The following is a 16,492-nucleotide window of genomic DNA, read 5'->3' as shown; positions in this document are numbered from 1 at the left end:
TCTCCTACCGAGCTTTCTCCCCATCCCGGCGCTGTTCTCCAGCGCTGAGCAGCAGATCTCGCACGATCGAGCCGCTCCCCATGATCGCTTTGCGCACGAACCCCCGGCTCCTCACGCCCCCCCGCGCTTGCCGTCGAGCCGCCCCAGCACCGCCCGCGGCGACATCGTCGCCCGGTACACATAGATCTCCCCCGCCTCTTCCTCGCCCAGCACCTCCTCGCTCACGCGGAGCTGCTTGCCGACCGCGAGCAGGATCCTGGCCGGAAACCCCTTCCGGATCAGCTCGACGCGCCGCCACACCGCGTCTCGGCTCCAGAACCCGAACGCCTCCAGGTACACCTCCTCCCCGGTCTCCGCGTTCTGAAACACAAGGTCCGGGGCGCACACCACCTCCCCGGGCAGCGCGAACAGCCGCTCGTTCGGCGACACGGTCCAGGGCGATCCGAGCTTCCTGAACCCCTCGCAGAACGCCTCCAGCTCGGGCGTCGTCTCCGCGAGCTCGCGCCCGTGGAACAGGAGGCCGTCCGCCGGGCCGATCTCCACCGCGAGCGGCTCCTTGTCGCGCCCCCAGCGCAGCTCGGCGCGCAGCCGGAACGAGGCGCACGCGAGCACCGACGGCAGGAACATCGCGAGCCGCAAGCCGTACCGCTGCACCGCGTCGAACAGGCTGAACGGGCCGTCGAGCACGATCGTGTAGCCGGAGACCGGATCGCCCTGGACCACATGGATCAGCCCGTGAAACCGGGCCGCGCGGAAGAGCCGCCGGTACCGCGGGGCGCTCTCCCCCTCGACGCGGATCGTCACCTGCGTCGCCCGCAGGAGGATCGACTGCGCCAGCGCCAGGTTGTACCGATCCAGCAGGATCTCCGGCGCATCCGTGGCCGCGCGCCGGAGGATCTCGGCCCCGCGCAGGTCGGCGTAGAGCCCCGCGTCGATCGCCGCCGGCGTCGTGCCGAGCCGGGCGGCCACCTCGTCGAGCACCGCGGCGCGGTCGAAGCGGGCGCGGACGTCGAGGGCGCGGTGCGCCGCCGCCGCGGCAAGGAACAGCTCGCGCCGGAGCGCCTCGGGATCGACGCCCTCCTGCACCTCGTAGTCGCAGCCGTCCTCGAGCACCTTCCTCAGGCCGAGCGCGGCGACGCGATCCCGCGCGGGCACCTCGATGGCGTCGAGCGCGGCCTCGATCTCGTCGCGGCTCTCGCCGACGCGCTGGGACAGGATGTCGATGTACGCGCGCGCGACCGGGAGCAGGCGCTCGGCGGCCGCGCCGCGCAGGTACTGCGGCATCACCAGCCCGCCCCGCCGGCGGACGCGGACGAGGTCACTGGTAAGCAACGTGCTCCCGGCGCTTGTCGCTCACCCGCTGCTCGCTCGTGCCGAGGGCAACGAGCTCGTAGAGGATCGCCGTCTTGTTCTCGCTCCGCCGCAGGATGCGGCCGAGCCGCTGGACGTGCTCCCGCACCGAGCCGCTGCCCGACAGGACGATCGCGACGTTCGCCTCGGGCACGTTGACCCCCTCGTTCAGCACCTTCGACGTGACCACTGCCGACAGCGTCCCGCGGTTGAACGCCTCGAGGATGGCGCTGCGCTCCTTCACCTTCGTCTGGTGGGTGATCGCCGGCAGCAGGAACTGCCGCGAGATCTGGTAGACCGTGGCGTTGTCCTCGGTGAAGACCAGGGTGCGATCCGCGCGGTGGGCGTGGAGCAGCCGCGCGAGGACGTCGATCTTGCCGGGCGCGCAGAGGGCGAGGCTCCGCTGGCGGCGGTACGCCTCGAAGGCGCGGCGGCCGGCGTCGGACTGCGAGCTCAGCATGATGAACTGCCCCCACCCCTCGGGCATGCGGATGCCGTTCGCGCGCAGGAAGCCGATGTACACGGCGCGCGCCGCCTCGTACGCGGCGCGCTCGTCCTCCGAGAGCGGGACGTCGAGCCGGACGACGTCGTAAGCCGCGAGGTACTGCCCGGAGAGCTCGGTGATCTCGCGGCGAAAGACGATCGGGCCGATGAGATCGTCGTAGCCCCGGCCGTCGGCGCGCTCGGGGGTCGCGGTGAGGCCGAGGCGGAAGGGCGCGAGGCACATCTTCGCGGCGAGCGCGTACGAGGGGCTCGGCAGGTGGTGGCACTCGTCGAAGATCACGAGGCCGAAGCGGGCGCCGAGCCGGTCCATGTGCGCGTGCGCGGAGTCGTAGGTGGTCACCGTCAGGTCGAGGACGTCGTGGTAACCGCCGCCGAGCAGGCCGATCGGGACGCCGAACGCGGCGGAGAGCCCGTCGTACCACTGGTTCAGGAGGTCGAGCGTCGGGACGACCACGAGCGCGCTGCGCTGCCGCGCGGCGATCGCCAGCGTCGCGACGAACGTCTTGCCCGCGCCCGTCGGGAGCACGACGACCCCCCGGCTGCGCCGCCCGGCCCACGCGTCGAGCGCCTCGCGCTGGTACGGGAAGGGGTCGTGCTTGGCGAGCGGCGCAAGCGGGAGCGCCTCGTACCGGCGGGCCGCGTCGGTGAAGGGGACGCCGCGGGCGCGGAGCCTGAGGACGAGCTCGGCGTAGTCGATGGCCGGCACCCGGTAGACGCGCTCGCGCGCATCCCAGCGGCAGGACGCGGGGAGGCACGCGGGATCGAGCGGCGCGCCCTCCGCGGACGAGCCCGGCGGTCCGCCGTGCTCGTCGACGGAGGGCGCATCCGCGGCGAGCGCGCTGCTGTCGAGCTCGCCGGACGGCGCCAGCGCGGGGCGCGGCGCGACGCCCTCGATGCGGAGGGTGCCGCCCTGGAAGCTCAGGACGATCGGCGCTGTGCGGACCGGCTCGGTCATCGGCGCGCTCTTGTGCCGCGGCCAGGGCTCCGTGCCAAGCCCGGAGAGCGACGATCAGGCCAGCTCGGTCGGCATCATCGATGCGCCGCGGATCGGCGCGCGGTAGCGTACCCACACGAGGGGGGACTCATGCAGCGTGATCGTCAGGGCAGTGCCGGCGCTCAGCGGGAGCCTGCGGCCGAGCTCGCGGTGGATGTAGCGCGCGATGAGCTCCGGCGTCGAGCGCTTGCCCTCGAAGGCAGGGTGATCGTCGAGGTTGCGGTAGTCGATCTCGGCGAGCACGCCGCGCAGGTTGTCCCGCAGCACGCTCGTCTCGACCACCTGTCCGAGCGGAGAGAGCTCCTCCCGGTCCACCTCCACGCTGACGGTGTAGGTCGCGCCGTGCAGGCGCTGTGCAGGGCCGAACTGCTCGCCCTTGAGGCTGTGGGCCACCATGATGTGATCGCGGACGCCGACCGTGTACATGGCCGCACTATACCTCTCGTCCCGGCCCGGGAGGGAGATCCCAATCGCCTGCCGCGGCGCGCGGGGGTAAGGTGCGGACGGCTCCCCGTCCGGCCCCGCCACGTGGGCAGGCAGGTTCGTGCGGGACGAAGTGGCCGGTTGGCCGTTGCGAGGGAGGATCACCGATGAACCGCGAAGCGAGCGTGCTGGCCCCTGGGTTCCTCATCGCGTCGCCGCCCCTGGGCGATCCGAACTTCGACAGGACGGTCGTGCTCCTGGCGGTCCACAGCGAGGGTGGGGCGCTGGGGTTCGTGGTGAACCGGCCGGCGCCGATGTCGCTCGGGGAGCTCCTGTCGTTCGCCGGCTACGGCAACGACCTGAAGGACCCGGCGCCGGTTTACCTCGGCGGGCCGGTCCAGCCGAGCTCGGGGTGGATCCTGTGCCTCGATCCGTCGCTCGGGGCCGAGGAGACGGGCGTGATCCCGGTGGGCTCGCGGGTGCGGGTCACGTCGTCCCGGAGCGCGTTCGACACGCTCGCGGCCGACTCCGTGCGCGGCGCGGCCGCGACGGACTCGCGGCGGAGGACGGTGCTCCTCGGCTACAGCGGGTGGGGGCCAGGGCAGCTCGAGCGGGAGATCGCCTCGGGCGCGTGGCTGCCGGTGCCCCTCGACGAGCGGATCCTGTTCGACGTGGCGGCGGAGCAGCGCTGGGAGAAGTCGTATGGGCTGCTCGGGCTGCGCCCGATTGAAATGCTGTCAATGCGCAGCATCGGCGAGGCCTGAGGGGCACGCCCGCTTCGGATACGGGCCCATCTCGACGTTTTCGGTGCTCGGCGTACAGGAGTACGCCTCCGCGCCGAAAACGCCGATCTGGGCCCGTCTCCTGTGCGGGCGTGCCCCGACAGGGGCCTCCGCTGCTTCTGGGAAAGAGCGGGGGGCTGATTGACGCGGGGGACGCGAGGACGAAGGTTGGCGGGCCGTCAGGCGCGCGGGGGGGAGGACGCCGCAGGGAGGGCTTTCCCGGCGCCGTTGACGGGGCATCGAGCCGAGAGCATACGACACGCGAGAGGAGCCATGATGGAGATCAATATCGGAATCAACGCCAAGGACCGCGAGCAGATCGGCGCGGGGCTGGGCCGTGTCCTCGCCGACACGTACACGCTCTATCTGAAGACACACAACTTTCACTGGAACGTCACAGGGCCCATGTTCCAGACGCTGCACCTCATGTTCGAGCAGCAGTACAACGAGCTGGCGCTCGCCGTGGACCTCGTCGCCGAGCGCATCCGCGCCCTCGGCCTCCCCGCGCCGGGGACGTACAAGCAGTTCGTGGCGCTCGCCTCCATCAAGGAGGAGGACGGCATCCCCAAGGCCACCGACATGATCAAGCGCCTCGTCGAGGGCCACGAGACGGTCGCTCGCACCGCGCGCGAGATCTTCCCGGTCGCCGAGGCGGCCAACGATCAGCCCACCTGCGACCTGCTCACCCAGCGCCTGCAGCTCCACGAGAAGACCGCGTGGATGCTGCGCAGCCTGCTCGAGTGATTCCCCTCCGGGGCGCCCAGGGCCGCTGAGCGCGGCCCGCGCCGGCGCGGCGCGCTGTCCGGCGGTGAGCTCAGGCAGGCGCGGTGAGCGCCGCCCCGCGGCTGCGCGGCAGGCGGAACCAGAAGCGACTGCCGCGCCCGGGGCTGCTCTCCACGCCGGCCACGCCGCCGTGCGCCTCGACGATCTCCCTGACGATCATGAGCCCCAGGCCGGTGCCGCCGACGCTGTGCTCGGCCCTCTGGTAACGCTGGAACAGCGTGGCCGCGACCTCCGGCGCGACGCCGCGGCCCGTGTCCTCGAGCGAGACCTCGACGCAGCGCGGCTTCACCTCGACCCGCGCCGCGATCGACCCGCCCGGAGGCGTGAACTTGATGGCGTTGCCGATCAGGTTGGAGAGCACCTGACCGAGCCGCCTGGCGTCGCCGAGCACCGCGGCGTCGTCCCGGCGGGCCGGGCCGGCGAACGTCTGGCCTCTCTCCTCGAGCAGCGGCCGGAAGTCCTCGATGGTGGCCCAGATCAAGGGCACGAGATCGACCTCCTCGCGGCCCATGCGGCGCTTCGCCCCCTCCAGGCTCGCGAGCTCGAGGAAGTCGTTGATCATGACGACCAGCGATTGCAGGCGCTGATCGAGCTTCTGCATGTCCCCGAGCAGGGACGGCTGCTGCGCGAGCTCCTCGCTGGCGAGCATGTTCGCGACCCGCAGCGTCATCGCGTTCAGCGGCGTGCGCAGGTCGTGCGCGACCATCGAGTAGAAATCGAGCCGCCGCTCGTCGTGCAGGCGCCGCTCGGTGACGTCGCGGAGCGAGACGATCGTGCTCTCCGCGCCGTCCAGGGGAAGCACCCTCAGCGTCGGCGAGAAGAGCCGGCCGCGGAGCTCCACATCCCCGGTCGGCAGCGCGGACTCGCCGGGCGAGGGCGGGGGACCGCCCGCGCGGAGATCGGGGATCAGCTCCGTGAGCGCCCTCCCGATCAGCGCGTCCAGTCCGACGCCGAGCGCGGCCACCGCCTGTTCGTTCGCGAAGCTGAAGCGCCCTTCCGCGTCGAGCACGAACAGCGGATCGGGGGCTGTCTCCAGCAGCCTCCGATTGGCCATCTCGGCCTGCTCCGCGCGCTCGAGCAGCGCCCGCCAGCGGACCAGGGACGCGACGCGCGCGCGGAGCTCCTCGTCCCCGTAGGGCTTCGCGAGATAGTCATTGGCGCCCGCGGACAGCCCCTCGACGATCTGATCGGTGTGGCGGTGCGCCGTGAGCAGCAAGATGCCGAGCTTCTGGGCGCCCGCGGCCTCGGAGCGCAGGAATCGACACACCTCGACGCCGCTCACGGCCGGCATCATCCAGTCGAGGACCATCACGTCGGGCGGCGCGCAGGAGGAGAAGCGCTCCAGCGCCGCAGATCCGTCGCGGAGCACCTCCACGTCGTACTCGCGCGCAAGCACGCAGCGCGCCCGCTCGGCGTCGACAGGGCTGTCGTCGACAACCCAGATCAGGCGCCGCGCGGAGCCAACGACCATTCCGCAGGGATCGTAGTAGGGCAAGGTGGGCCGTGTCAATGCGCCGGGACCGCGCCGCGCGGGCGGTGGTGAGCGGGTGAGCTCAGCCGGGCGGCGTTTCTGGCGCGGTCCCGCGCGGGCCGGGGGCAGCGGATCAGCGCCGGTGCGGGACGAGGAACCCCTCGGGGTCGACCGCCACCGCGCGCTGCTTCAGGAGGCGGCCCACGGCGCGCTTGAACGCCTTCTTGCTCAGGCCGAAGATCGCCCGGATCTCGTCCGGGCTCGAGCGGTCGCCGACCCGCGGGGCGCCCAGGCGAGAGAGCCCCGCGAGGATTTTCTGCGCGTCGCTCTCGAGCTCCTCGTGCGCATGGCCGCGCAGCGACAGCTCGACGTTCCCGTCGGGCAGCACGCTCGTCACGCGGAACCGCGCCGCCTCGCCGCGGGCGAGCGCGTGCGGCTCGTCCGCGGGGACCAGGCCGACGAACTGACGCTCGAGGATGACGAAGAGCCCGAGCTCCGGCTCGTTGCGCCACGCCTCGCCCTCGACCCACTCGTCCAGATCGAACTCGCCCTTGTCGCGCAGCATCTCGCTCACGCGCATCGTCCCCGCGAGGCGCCCGGTCCTGTCCACGACGAGCCCCACGGGGTGCCGCTGTCCGACCCGCAGATCGCGCGTCTGCTCCGCGTGCGGCACGAGCAGCTCCTTCGGCAGGCCCCAGTCGACGAACGCGCCGAAGGGCGCCACGTCGGTCACCGCGAGGAAGGCGACCTCGCCGAGCGCGACCTTCGGCCGGCGCACGGTCGCGATCGGGCGATCTTCCGAGTCGAGGTGCACGAAGACCTCGAGCTCGTCTCCCTCCTTCGCCCCCTCGGGCACCTCGCCGCCCGGCAGGAGGAGCACCGGCGCGTTCGGGCGCAGGTCGCCCGGATCGGGCGAGAGGAACGCGCCGGGCGGGCCGAACCGCCGTATCGGCAGGGTCACCACGCGTCCGAGGAGATCGTCGTAGGGCATCGGCGCGCAGTCTTGCACAGGCCGGGCGGTGCGTCGTCGGCCATAGGGCGCGTCGTTGGCCACAAGGAATACGAGACTACCGGGTTCCCGATCTGCGCTTGCACCCGAGGGCGCCGGCGCTACGGCGCGCCCCGCTTGGCATCGCCTCCCGCCCGCCCCACGCAGCGGGAGCAGCCCGGGAGACCGAGCACCACGCCGGTGCGCGGGCCGGGCTGCGAGCACCGCTTCGTGCGGCTCGGGCGAGCTCATGAGAGCCGGCCCGGCCTGCGAGCCGATCCCGGCGGACCCCTCCATGACCGACAGCTCCGGATACAGCATGTACGTGTTCCGCAGTGGCCGCCGCGACGTCCCAGGGCGGCGGCTCGTCGCCGAGCTCGCGGACGACCTCGGGGCGCTCGCCGCGCCCGCCGGCGCGGATCGCGGCCGCGGGGTCGTGCTCCGCGCCTTGATCCGCGCCGGCGAGCTCGAATCCATCCTCGCTGACGCCGGCGCGGGCAGCGCCTCCCTGCTGGCGGGGCTCACCGACGACCTCGCCGCCATGCTGGTCGGCGGTGACGACGCGGGCGCGCTCGCGATCTCGGACGGTCCGACGTCCGACCACGGACGGTCCGACGTCTGGCCACGGACGGTCCGACGTCTGACCACGCCCGAGGCCCTCGCGGCGCTCGCGGTGATCGATGTCCCGGCGACGGCCCGGACCTCGCCGCCCGAAGGGTTCTCCTTCTATGCGCTCCATCCGCTCGATTTCGCCCGGCTCGCCGAGCGGCTCGCGTCCCCGCCGGCGCCGGTCCGGGTCGTCGGGATCCGCAGCATCGGCACCACCCTGAGCGCGGTGACGGCCGCGGCGCTCCGCCGGCAGGGGCTCCGGGCGGGGCGCATCACCGTGCGCCCGTCGGGACACCCCTACGATCGCCGGGTCGAGCTCGGCGCCCGGGAGCTCCGGTGGGTCCAGGACGGCATCGCCGAGGGAGCGCAGTTCTGGGTCGCCGACGAGGGGCCCGGCTTCAGCGGCTCCTCGTTCCTCTCCGCCGGTGATGCCCTCGTCGGCGCCGGCGTCCCGCGCGGGAACGTCGTGTTCCTCGGCTCCCGCGCGGCGGATCCCGACGCGCTCGTCGCGCCCGACGGCGCCCGCCGCTGGCGGTCCTTCCGCGCGGAGCGCGTCGAGTGCGGGACGCAGCTCCCGGGCGATGCAGGCGAGTTCATCGGCGCCGGGGCGTGGCGCCGCCGCTGCTATGATAACGAGTCGCGCTGGCCGCCGTCCTGGACGTCCATGGAGCGCCTCAAGTGCCTTTCCCGTGACGGCAGCCGGATTCTCAAGTTCGAAGGGATGGGCCGCTATGGGGCCGAGTGCCTGGAGCGGGCTCGCGGCGTCGCTCAGGCCGGCTTCGGTCCGGAGCCGCGCGACGAGGGGCAGGGCTTCCTCGCGTATCCGTGGCTCCCCGGCCGGCCGCTCCAGGCAGGCGATCTGTCCGCCGCCGTGCTGGAGCGCCTCGCCGACTACTGCGCCTTCCGCGCCTCGGCCTTCCCCGTCCCGAGCCCCGTGACCGACGAGCTCATTGCGATGGCGCGCACCAATTTCTCAACAGAAATGGGAGATGACCTTGCGGGTGAGCTCTACCTGGAGATCGCGCGTCCCGTGCTCGTCGATGGCAAGATGGATCCTCACGAGTGGCTCGGGTCCGCCTCGGGCGAGCTCTTCAAGGTGGACGCATCGGGCCACGGCGACGATCACTTCCTTCCTGGCCCGGCGGACATCGCCTGGGATCTCGCCGGGGCCATCCTCGAGTGGCGGATGGCGCCCGATGCCCGGCGCGCCTTCCTCGCTCGGTATCGGCGCCGCTCCGGCGACGACCCCGAGCGACGCCTGCCCGCGTATCTACTGGCCTATTCGCTCCTGCGCCTGGGGTATGCGGCGATGGCCGCGGCGTCGCTCCCGGACGAGGCCGAGGCGCGTCGCTTCGTCGCGGCGCGACACCGTTATCGCGCGGCGCTGATCGAGGTCCTCGGCCCCACGGCCCCCTCGAGCGCCTTCGGGTAGCGCCGCCGTCGCCGCTACGGCGATCTCGTCTCGCCCCCATTTCTCTCCCGACCAAGCTCTGCGGGATTTCCGCAATGGTGCGGCGGGCCCTGTAGAGATAGGTTTTCGGCGACTCACCCCTCGTTCGTCCGCGGCAGCCGTCTCTGGAAGCTGCTCCGGGCGAAGCGCCCGTGGCTGATCCGAGAACGCAAGTACATGCTGAAGCGCTTGATCCTCGTCGCCGGCTCCCCATCGAGCAGCGATGACCTGTCGGCCTCCGGTCCACCGCTGCTCTCCGCCTCCGACAGGGCGGCGCTCTCCCGGGAGTTCCCCGGCGTGGCGATCGACGCCCCCTGTCCGCCCGAGGACGAGCCCCACGCCGCCGTCGACGCCCGCGCTTGGCGCGCCTCGGCGCTCGATCTGTGGGCGCTCGACACCCACCTGCACGCGCTCGACGCCCGCGGCCCCTTCGGCCTCCGGCTCGAGGGGCTCGATCGCGAGAGCGCCGCGCGCGCGGCCTACGAGGTCCTCACCCGCTGTCAGCGCTTCATCCGCAGGAGGAACCTCGCCTCGGCGACCGCGGTCTTCGCCCGGGTCCTCGGGCGGCACCGGGAGCTTCACGATCTCGACAGGCCGCTTGTCCGGGCCGACTACGATCATGCGATCGACGTCTGGCAATGGATGCTCCGCCTCGATCCGCGCGCCGGCGTGGCCGCGCAGGCGGCGGCGCTCTTCCATGACGTGGAGCGGCTCGTCTCCGAGGCGAACGTCCGGATCGAGCACCGCGCCGCGGACTACCAGGCCTTCAAGGACGAGCACGCGCGGCGCGGGGCGGCCCTCGCGTGCGCCGCGCTCGCCGGGGTCGGGCTCCCGCCCGAGGTCCTCGACCGGATCGGCGCCCTGGTGGGGTCGCACGAGCGGCCGGGGGACGACGCCGAGCTCGCCCTGCTCAACGACGCCGACGCGCTCTCATTCTTCTCGCTGAACAGCGCCGGATTCGTCGATTACTACGGTCCCGAGCACACCCGCGCCAAGGTGGCGTACACGCTCCGCCGCCTCCGGCCGGAGGCGAGGGCGCTCTTGCCGCGCATCCGCTGCCGCCCCGAGGTGGAGGCGATGGTCCTCGGCGAGCCGAGGCGGACATCGGCTCCTGCCCCGGCGGAGACACAGGCCTAGAACACCAATCATGTTGAAACCGGGAGAAATTTCACAGGGAGGCGGGGAGGCGGGGAGGAAGAAAAAAAAGAATCTCTCCCTCTTGCCGTCTCTCGCTCCCCGCCTCCTCGCCTCCCTGTGAAATTTCTGCTTTTTTTCGGGGTTTCAACCCGTTTGCCGCTCTAGAGGAGGGCCGGTTCGCCATGAGGCTCGTCATCTTCGGTCTGACGATCAGCTCGTCCTGGGGCAACGGCCACGCGACGCTGTGGCGCGGCGTGATCGACGCCCTCGGGCGGGCCGGGCACCGCGTCACCTTCTTCGAGCGTGACGCTCCGTATTATGCCGCGCACCGGGATCTATGCTCGCTCTCGCACGGCAACGAGCTCCGGCTCTACACCTCGTTCGACGACATCCTCCCCGAGGCCCGGCGCGCCGTCCGGGAGGCGGACGCGGCGATGGTGACCTCGTACTGTCCCGACGGCGGCGCGGCGACGGAGGTGGTCCTCGAGTCGCGCGGTCTCAAGGTCTTCTATGACCTCGACACGCCGGTGACCCTGGATCGGCTCGATGCGGGGCAGTCGGTCGGGTACATCGGCCCGCGGGGCCTCGTCGATTTCGACTGCGTGCTCAGCTACACGGGCGGCGCGGCGCTCGATCAGCTCCGGGCGAAGCTCGGCGCCCGGCGGGTGTTCCCGCTCTACGGCAGCGCCGACCCCGAGGTGCACCGCCCGGTCGCGCCGCGGGAGGAGCTCCGCGGGGACCTCTCGTATCTCGGGACGTACGCCGCCGACCGGCAGGAGGCGCTCTCTGCCCTCTTTCTCGAGGCGGCGAGGCGGCTGCCGCAGAAGCGGTTCGTCATCGGCGGCTCGCTCTACCCCGAGAATTTCCCGTGGGCGGAGAACATCTATACCATGCGCCACGTGGCGCCGCCGGATCACCCGGCGTTCTATTGCTCCTCGCCGCTGACGCTCAATGTCACCCGGGGCGCGATGGCGGCGATGGGGTACTGTCCTTCCGGGCGGCTCTTCGAGGCGGCCGCGTGCGGGACGCCGATCCTGAGCGACAGCTGGGAGGGGCTCGACCGGTTCTTCACGCCGGGAGAGGAGATCCTCGTGGCGACGACCACGGACGAGGCCGTCGCGGCGCTCTCGCGGCCGGCGGCCGAGGTCGCGGCCATGGCCCGCGCGGCGCGCGAGCGGGTGCTCGCGGAGCACACGGCGGCCAGGCGCGCGGCGGAGCTCGTGGCGATCCTCGAGTCGGTCACGGCTCGATGAAGGAATGGAACGAAAGGAGAGGACGATGTGGGGAGTGATTCCGGCGGCGGGTCTGGGGAGCAGGATCCAGCCGCTCGCGTTCTCGAAGGAGCTGCTCCCGGTGGGGACGCGCAGGGACGGCGACGTGGAGCGGCCGCGCGCGGTCAGCGAGTACCTCATCGATCGGATGATCCTCGCCGGCGCGACCCGGATCTGCATGGTGATCTCGCCGGGCAAGTCGGATATCGTCGAGTATTACGGCGCGAGCGTCGGCCCGGCGCACATCTGTTATGTTGTGCAGCCGGTCGCCGCCGGGCTCTGTGACGCCATCTTCCGTGCGCTCCCCTGGCTCCAGCCGGAGGAGGAGGTCCTCGTGGGGCTCCCCGATACGGTCTGGTTCCCGGAGCACGGGCTCCGCTCGCTCGACGGCGGGGGCCTCTCGTTCCTGCTCTTTCCGGTCGAGCACCCGGAGCTCTTCGACGCGGTGGTCACCGACGAGCAGGGCAGGGTGCTCGAGATCCAGGTCAAGCAGCGGGGCGCGCGCTCGCGGTGGGTCTGGGGCGCCTTCAAGCTCACGGGGGCGGTGATGCGGGAGCTCCACGACCTCTGGTGCGAGCGCGGGCGGACGGATCCGTACATCGGGACGCTGGTGAACGAGTACCTCGCCCGCGGCGGCAGCGCGCGGGCGGTGCGGGCCGGCGAGGCGTATGTCGACGTGGGGACGCTGCATGGCTACCGCGAGGCCATCCAGCTCCTCAGCGGCGCGGTCGAGTGATCGGAGGAGCGATGGAGAGGAGCGTGCGGAGCGTTGACAGAGCGGCGAAGTGGACACGGGAGCAGATCCAGGAGCGCGTGCGCGGGCTCGGGCAGTGGTTCCACAACATCGATCTCGGCGGGGTGAAGACGGCGCCGGACCATTTCCTGGGCGACTATCCCGCGTTCAAGTGGAAGAGCTTCGCCCACGCGATCCCGGCGGATCTCACGGGCAAGACGGTCCTCGACATCGGCTGCAACGCGGGCTTCTACTCGCTCGAGATGAAGCGGCGCGGGGCGGCGCGGGTCCTCGGGATCGACAGCGACGACGACTACCTGGCGCAGGCGCGCTTCGCCGCGGAGGTCTCCGGAGCGGACATCGAGTTCCGGAACGTCTCCGTCTACGACGTCGGGAGCCTGGGAGAGCGCTTCGATCTGGTGCTCTTCATGGGCGTCCTGTACCACCTCCGCCACCCGCTGCTCGCGCTCGATCTGCTGCACGAGCACGTGGTCGGGCAGACGCTGGTCTTCCAGAGCATGCAGCGCGGCAGCGCCGAGGTGACGCCGCTCCAGGAGGACTATCCCTTCTCCGAGAAGCGGATCTTCGATGAGGCGGGCTATCCCCGGCTCCACTTCTTGGAGCACAGCTACTCGCACGACCCGACCAACTGGTGGGTGCCCAACCGCGCTTGCGCGGAGGCGATGCTGCGGAGCGCCGGCTTCGAGATCGTGAATCACCCCGAGCCCGAGGTGTACATCTGCCGCCGCCGCGAGAAGGCGGACGGCGCGCCGGGCGCGGTCTACCCGGGCAGGCGAGCCGGCATGAAGGGAGAGCAGGGATGATCGAAGCGGTGATGCTCTGGAACGAGCCCAACAACAAGTCGCACTGGGATTTCGAGATCGATCCCGAGTGGACGACGTACGGGTCGATGGTGAAGCTCGCCGCGGACGCGATCCGGAGCGAGCGCCCTCATCTGCCCCGCGTGCTGGGCGGCATCTCGCCGATCGATCCCGGGTTCATCGCCAACATGGGCCGTCAGGGCGTGCTCGATCACGTCGACGTGGTCGCGGTGCACGGCTTCCCGCTCGACTGGAACCACTGGCAGCTCCACGAGTGGCCGAGCAAGCTCGAGGAGATCCGCGCGGTGACCGACAAGCCGCTCTGGATCACCGAGATCGGCGTCTCCACGTTCGGCGCCGAGGAGGTGCAGGAGTTCGGCCTCCGGCGGAGCGCCGAGCTGCTCCGCGGCAAGGTGGATCGGGTCCACTGGTACAGCCTCTACGATCTGCCGCGCGCGTGGCCGGCGACGACCCGGCATCGCGAGGCCGAGGGTTCGTCGTACTACCGGCATTTCTACATGGGCCTGCTCCGCGAGGACGGGGCGCCCAAGCGCGCGCTCCGGCTCTTCCCCGAGTGCACCCCCGATTTCGGTCTGTGCCAGTGGTTCCACTTCGAGGATCACCGGCTGGACGACGCGGTGGAGTGGCTGAAGAAGCTCGGGGTGCGCCATCTCCGCACCGGCCTGAGCTGGGCAGACAGCCTCCGCCCCGGCGCGGAGGCGTGGTTCGACCGGCAGATGAAGGCGCTCGAGCCGTTCGACGTGACCCTGACCTACTGTTTCACCCCGGAGCACGCCGGCGTCCGGCCGCACCACACGAGCCCCCCGCAGCGGATCGAGGAGTTCGCCGAGTTCTGTGCCCGCATGACGCGGCGCTATGTAGGTTAGGCGGCGTGTGGGCCGAGAGACCCGTGTCTCGCTTTGTCGGCACACGTCCGTGCCGCCTGCGGGCTGTCCTTACAGCTTCGTCCGGGCTCGCCTGTTCGTCTGTCCGCGATTGACGCGCCCATCTGGCGCGCCGCGTAGCCGTTTGGTAGGGTGGAGATCGCCGAGTCCTGCGCCCGGATGACCGGACGTTACGCACTCCAGGTGGCTCATGTCCCACGTTGCGAGCAGCCCGAAGCGAGAGAGGCCCGAGGAGCACGGCGGCTCCTCGGGGGGATCCGATAGGCGCGCCGGGCCCTGCGGCGGGCTCATGGTGGCGAGGGAGGCGCTGTCGTGAACCTCGCCGCGCTCCGCAGCCAGGGCCGCACGCCGCCGGAGCTCGCGTGGCCGCCGTTCTCGTGGCTCTCGTCGGGGCGGGCGCCGCGCTGCCTCGTCGTGGTCGCCCATCCGGACGACGAGACCCTCGGGCTCGGCGCGCGGATCGGCCGGCTCCACCCGATCGAGGTCGTCCATGTGACCGACGGGGCGCCCCGCGACAGCCGCTTCATGCCGCCGGAGCTCGTCGAGATCGGGCGCGAGCGCTACACCGCCCTCCGGCGCGAGGAGGTGGCCCGCGCGCTCGCCCTGGGCAACGTGCCGGCGTCGAGGCTCAGGTGCCTCGGCGCGGTCGATCAGGAGGCCATCGAGGAGGCCCCGAGCCTCGCCCGGAAGCTCCTCGATCTGTTCGCCCGGACGCGGCCCGAGGTGGTGTTCACCCACCCGTACGAAGGCGGCCATCCGGATCACGACGCGGCGGCGCTCGCCGTGCATTCGGCCGCGGTGCTCGCCCTCTGGAACGGCGTCACCTCGCCGCTGATCTTCGAGGCGGCCTCGTACCACGCCGCGCGGGGTCATCTCGTCACCGGCGAGTTCATTGCGCACCTCGGCGTCCCCGAGATCGCCCTCCGGCTCTCGGACGAGGAGGCGTCGCGCAAGCGGGCCATGCTGGCCTGCTTCACCAGCCAGCGCGAGACGCTCGCCCCGTTCGCCGCCGAGGTCGAGCGTTTCCGGCCCGCGCCCGCCTACGATTTCCGGAGGCCTCCGCACGACGGGGCGCTCCATTACGAGCGCCTCGGCTTTCCGATCGACGGCGCGCGCTGGCGGAAGCTCGCCGTGAAGACGCTCACGCTCCTCGGCCTCGAGCGTGAGCCGTGTCTCTGACGGTCCTGCACGTCGGCTATCCGCTGGCGCCCGTGGGACCGGACGCCGTCGGCGGCGCCGAGCAGGTGCTCTCGATGCTCGACGAGGCGCTCTCGCGCGGAGGCCACCGGTCGATCGTGGTCGCCCCGGAGGGCTCGTCGTGCGCCGGGACGCTGGTCGCCACGCCCGCGCCTCCGCCGGGCGCGGTCCTCGACGAGGCGGCCAGGGAGCACGCCTGGCGCCACCACCGGAGCGCCATGGCGCGGGCGCTGGATCGGTATCCGATCGACCTCGTCCACCTGCACGGCGTCGATTTCGATCGCTACCTGCCCGAGCCCGGCGTGCCCGTGCTCGCGACGCTGCATCTCCCGCCGAGCTTCTATTCGCCGGCGGTGTTCCGGATCGAGCGCCCGAGGACGTTCCTCCATTGCGTCTCCGCGACGCAGCGACGCGCCTGTCCGCCGGGGGCGCGGCTCCTGCCCGAGATCCCGAACGGCGTCCGGCTGGAGCATTACCGGCCGAGGCGGTACCGGCGCGGCTTCGCGCTCGCGCTCGGCCGGATCTGCCCGGAGAAGGGGGTTCATGTGGCGGTCGAGGCCGCGGTCCGCGCCGGGTCGCCGCTGCTCATCGCCGGGCAGGCGTTCGGCTACGAGGAGCACACGCGGTATCTCCGGGAGGTCCTGCTGCCGATGCTGGGCGGCGCCGGGCCGGTGCGGCGCTTCCTGGGCCCGGTCGGCCTCGTCCGGAAGCGCCGTCTGCTCGGGGCGGCCCGGTGTCTGCTGGTCGCGAGCCTGGTCCAGGAGACCAGCTCCCTCGTCGCCATGGAGGCGCTCGCCTCGGGCACGCCGGTGATCGCGCTCCGCGGCGCCGGCGCGCTGCCGGAGATCGTGGAGCACGGCCGGACGGGGTACCTTGTGGACGGCGCCGGGGAGATGGCCGAGGCCATGGCGACGGTGGACCGGCTCGACCCGGCCGAGTGCCGCCGCGCGGCCGAGGAGCGCTTCTCGGCGGCGAGGACGGCGGCGGCTTATCTGGAGACGTACCGCCGGATCCTGCGCGAGGGGTGAGCGGGGCGCGGCGAGGCGGGCTGGGTGGCTTACACGATCACGAGGC

Annotated in this window: 15 protein-coding genes; 10 read left to right on the top strand and 5 right to left on the bottom strand. The window is 71.9% G+C overall.

The features are described 5' to 3' along the window. Positions 1–111 precede the first annotated feature (111 nt). Genes WMF36_RS36065 through WMF36_RS36055 form a run of 3 tightly spaced genes read right to left on the bottom strand, consistent with a single transcriptional unit; the run spans position 112 to position 3,274 of the window. Positions 112–1,332, bottom strand: coding sequence for a DUF790 family protein (locus tag WMF36_RS36065; protein WP_437575350.1), 1,221 nt, complete (start codon positions 1,330–1,332; stop codon positions 112–114). Next, complete coding sequence (locus WMF36_RS36060; RefSeq protein WP_437575349.1) at positions 1,319–2,809, bottom strand: DEAD/DEAH box helicase; 1,491 nt, start codon at positions 2,807–2,809, stop codon at positions 1,319–1,321. The genes WMF36_RS36065 and WMF36_RS36060 overlap by 14 nt, the downstream gene beginning before the upstream one ends. A gap of 54 nt (positions 2,810–2,863) precedes the next feature. Further along, positions 2,864–3,274 (bottom strand): 6-pyruvoyl trahydropterin synthase family protein, encoded by a 411-nt coding sequence (locus tag WMF36_RS36055; RefSeq protein WP_437575348.1) that lies wholly within the window; start codon positions 3,272–3,274, stop codon positions 2,864–2,866. Between the two features lie 164 nt (positions 3,275–3,438). Between WMF36_RS36055 and WMF36_RS36050 the strand changes: the two genes are divergently transcribed. Beyond that, a complete protein-coding gene (locus WMF36_RS36050; RefSeq protein ID WP_437575347.1) occupies positions 3,439–4,035 on the top strand; it encodes a YqgE/AlgH family protein in 597 nt (198 codons plus the stop codon). 294 nt (positions 4,036–4,329) lie between these two features. After that, a complete protein-coding gene (locus WMF36_RS36045) occupies positions 4,330–4,797 on the top strand; it encodes a Dps family protein (protein WP_437581997.1) in 468 nt (155 codons plus the stop codon). Positions 4,798–4,867: 70 nt separating this feature from the next. Here WMF36_RS36045 and WMF36_RS36040 read toward each other — a convergent pair whose 3' ends face one another. Together WMF36_RS36040 and WMF36_RS36035 are read right to left on the bottom strand one after the other, a co-directional pair. After that, complete coding sequence (locus tag WMF36_RS36040; RefSeq protein WP_437575346.1) at positions 4,868–6,307, bottom strand: ATP-binding response regulator; 1,440 nt, start codon at positions 6,305–6,307, stop codon at positions 4,868–4,870. A 133-nt stretch (positions 6,308–6,440) separates the two neighbouring features. Continuing rightward, on the bottom strand, positions 6,441–7,298 hold the full coding sequence (locus tag WMF36_RS36035; protein ID WP_437575345.1) for a CvfB family protein: 858 nt from the start codon (positions 7,296–7,298) through the stop codon (positions 6,441–6,443). Between the two features lie 292 nt (positions 7,299–7,590). On the opposite strand from WMF36_RS36035, the gene WMF36_RS36030 reads away from it, so the two are divergent. The 8 genes from WMF36_RS36030 to WMF36_RS35995 all read left to right on the top strand — a co-directional run bounded on the left by WMF36_RS36030 (position 7,591) and on the right by WMF36_RS35995 (position 16,446). Beyond that, a complete protein-coding gene (locus WMF36_RS36030) occupies positions 7,591–9,336 on the top strand; it encodes a hypothetical protein (RefSeq protein WP_437575344.1) in 1,746 nt (581 codons plus the stop codon). Positions 9,337–9,531: 195 nt separating this feature from the next. Further along, positions 9,532–10,491, top strand: coding sequence for a DUF4202 family protein (locus WMF36_RS36025; RefSeq protein WP_437575343.1), 960 nt, complete (start codon positions 9,532–9,534; stop codon positions 10,489–10,491). A 182-nt stretch (positions 10,492–10,673) separates the two neighbouring features. Further along, on the top strand, positions 10,674–11,744 hold the full coding sequence (locus tag WMF36_RS36020) for a CgeB family protein (RefSeq protein WP_437575342.1): 1,071 nt from the start codon (positions 10,674–10,676) through the stop codon (positions 11,742–11,744). Positions 11,745–11,769: 25 nt separating this feature from the next. Next, the gene (locus WMF36_RS36015; protein ID WP_437575341.1) at positions 11,770–12,498 is read left to right on the top strand and encodes a nucleotidyltransferase family protein; all 729 of its coding nucleotides are present in this window, start codon (positions 11,770–11,772) and stop codon (positions 12,496–12,498) included. An 11-nt stretch (positions 12,499–12,509) separates the two neighbouring features. Further along, positions 12,510–13,319 carry a TIGR04290 family methyltransferase gene (locus tag WMF36_RS36010; RefSeq protein ID WP_437575340.1) on the top strand — a complete coding sequence of 270 codons (810 nt, stop codon included), beginning with the start codon at positions 12,510–12,512 and terminating at the stop codon, positions 13,317–13,319. Then, a complete protein-coding gene (locus tag WMF36_RS36005) occupies positions 13,316–14,203 on the top strand; it encodes a glycosyl hydrolase (protein WP_437575339.1) in 888 nt (295 codons plus the stop codon). The genes WMF36_RS36010 and WMF36_RS36005 overlap by 4 nt, the downstream gene beginning before the upstream one ends. A 330-nt stretch (positions 14,204–14,533) precedes the next feature. After that, positions 14,534–15,400, top strand: coding sequence for a PIG-L deacetylase family protein (locus tag WMF36_RS36000; RefSeq protein ID WP_437575338.1), 867 nt, complete (start codon positions 14,534–14,536; stop codon positions 15,398–15,400). Beyond that, positions 15,391–16,446 (top strand): glycosyltransferase family 4 protein, encoded by a 1,056-nt coding sequence (locus tag WMF36_RS35995; RefSeq protein WP_437575337.1) that lies wholly within the window; start codon positions 15,391–15,393, stop codon positions 16,444–16,446. The genes WMF36_RS36000 and WMF36_RS35995 overlap by 10 nt, the downstream gene beginning before the upstream one ends. The last annotated feature ends 46 nt before the right edge of the window (positions 16,447–16,492 follow it).

This window comes from Sorangium sp. So ce887 (assembly GCF_051521455.1).
Classification (GTDB): Bacteria; Myxococcota_A; Polyangia; order Polyangiales; family Polyangiaceae; genus Sorangium.
Note: the sequence above shows the minus strand (reverse complement) of the source record. Positions and strands in the feature narration are given on the sequence as shown.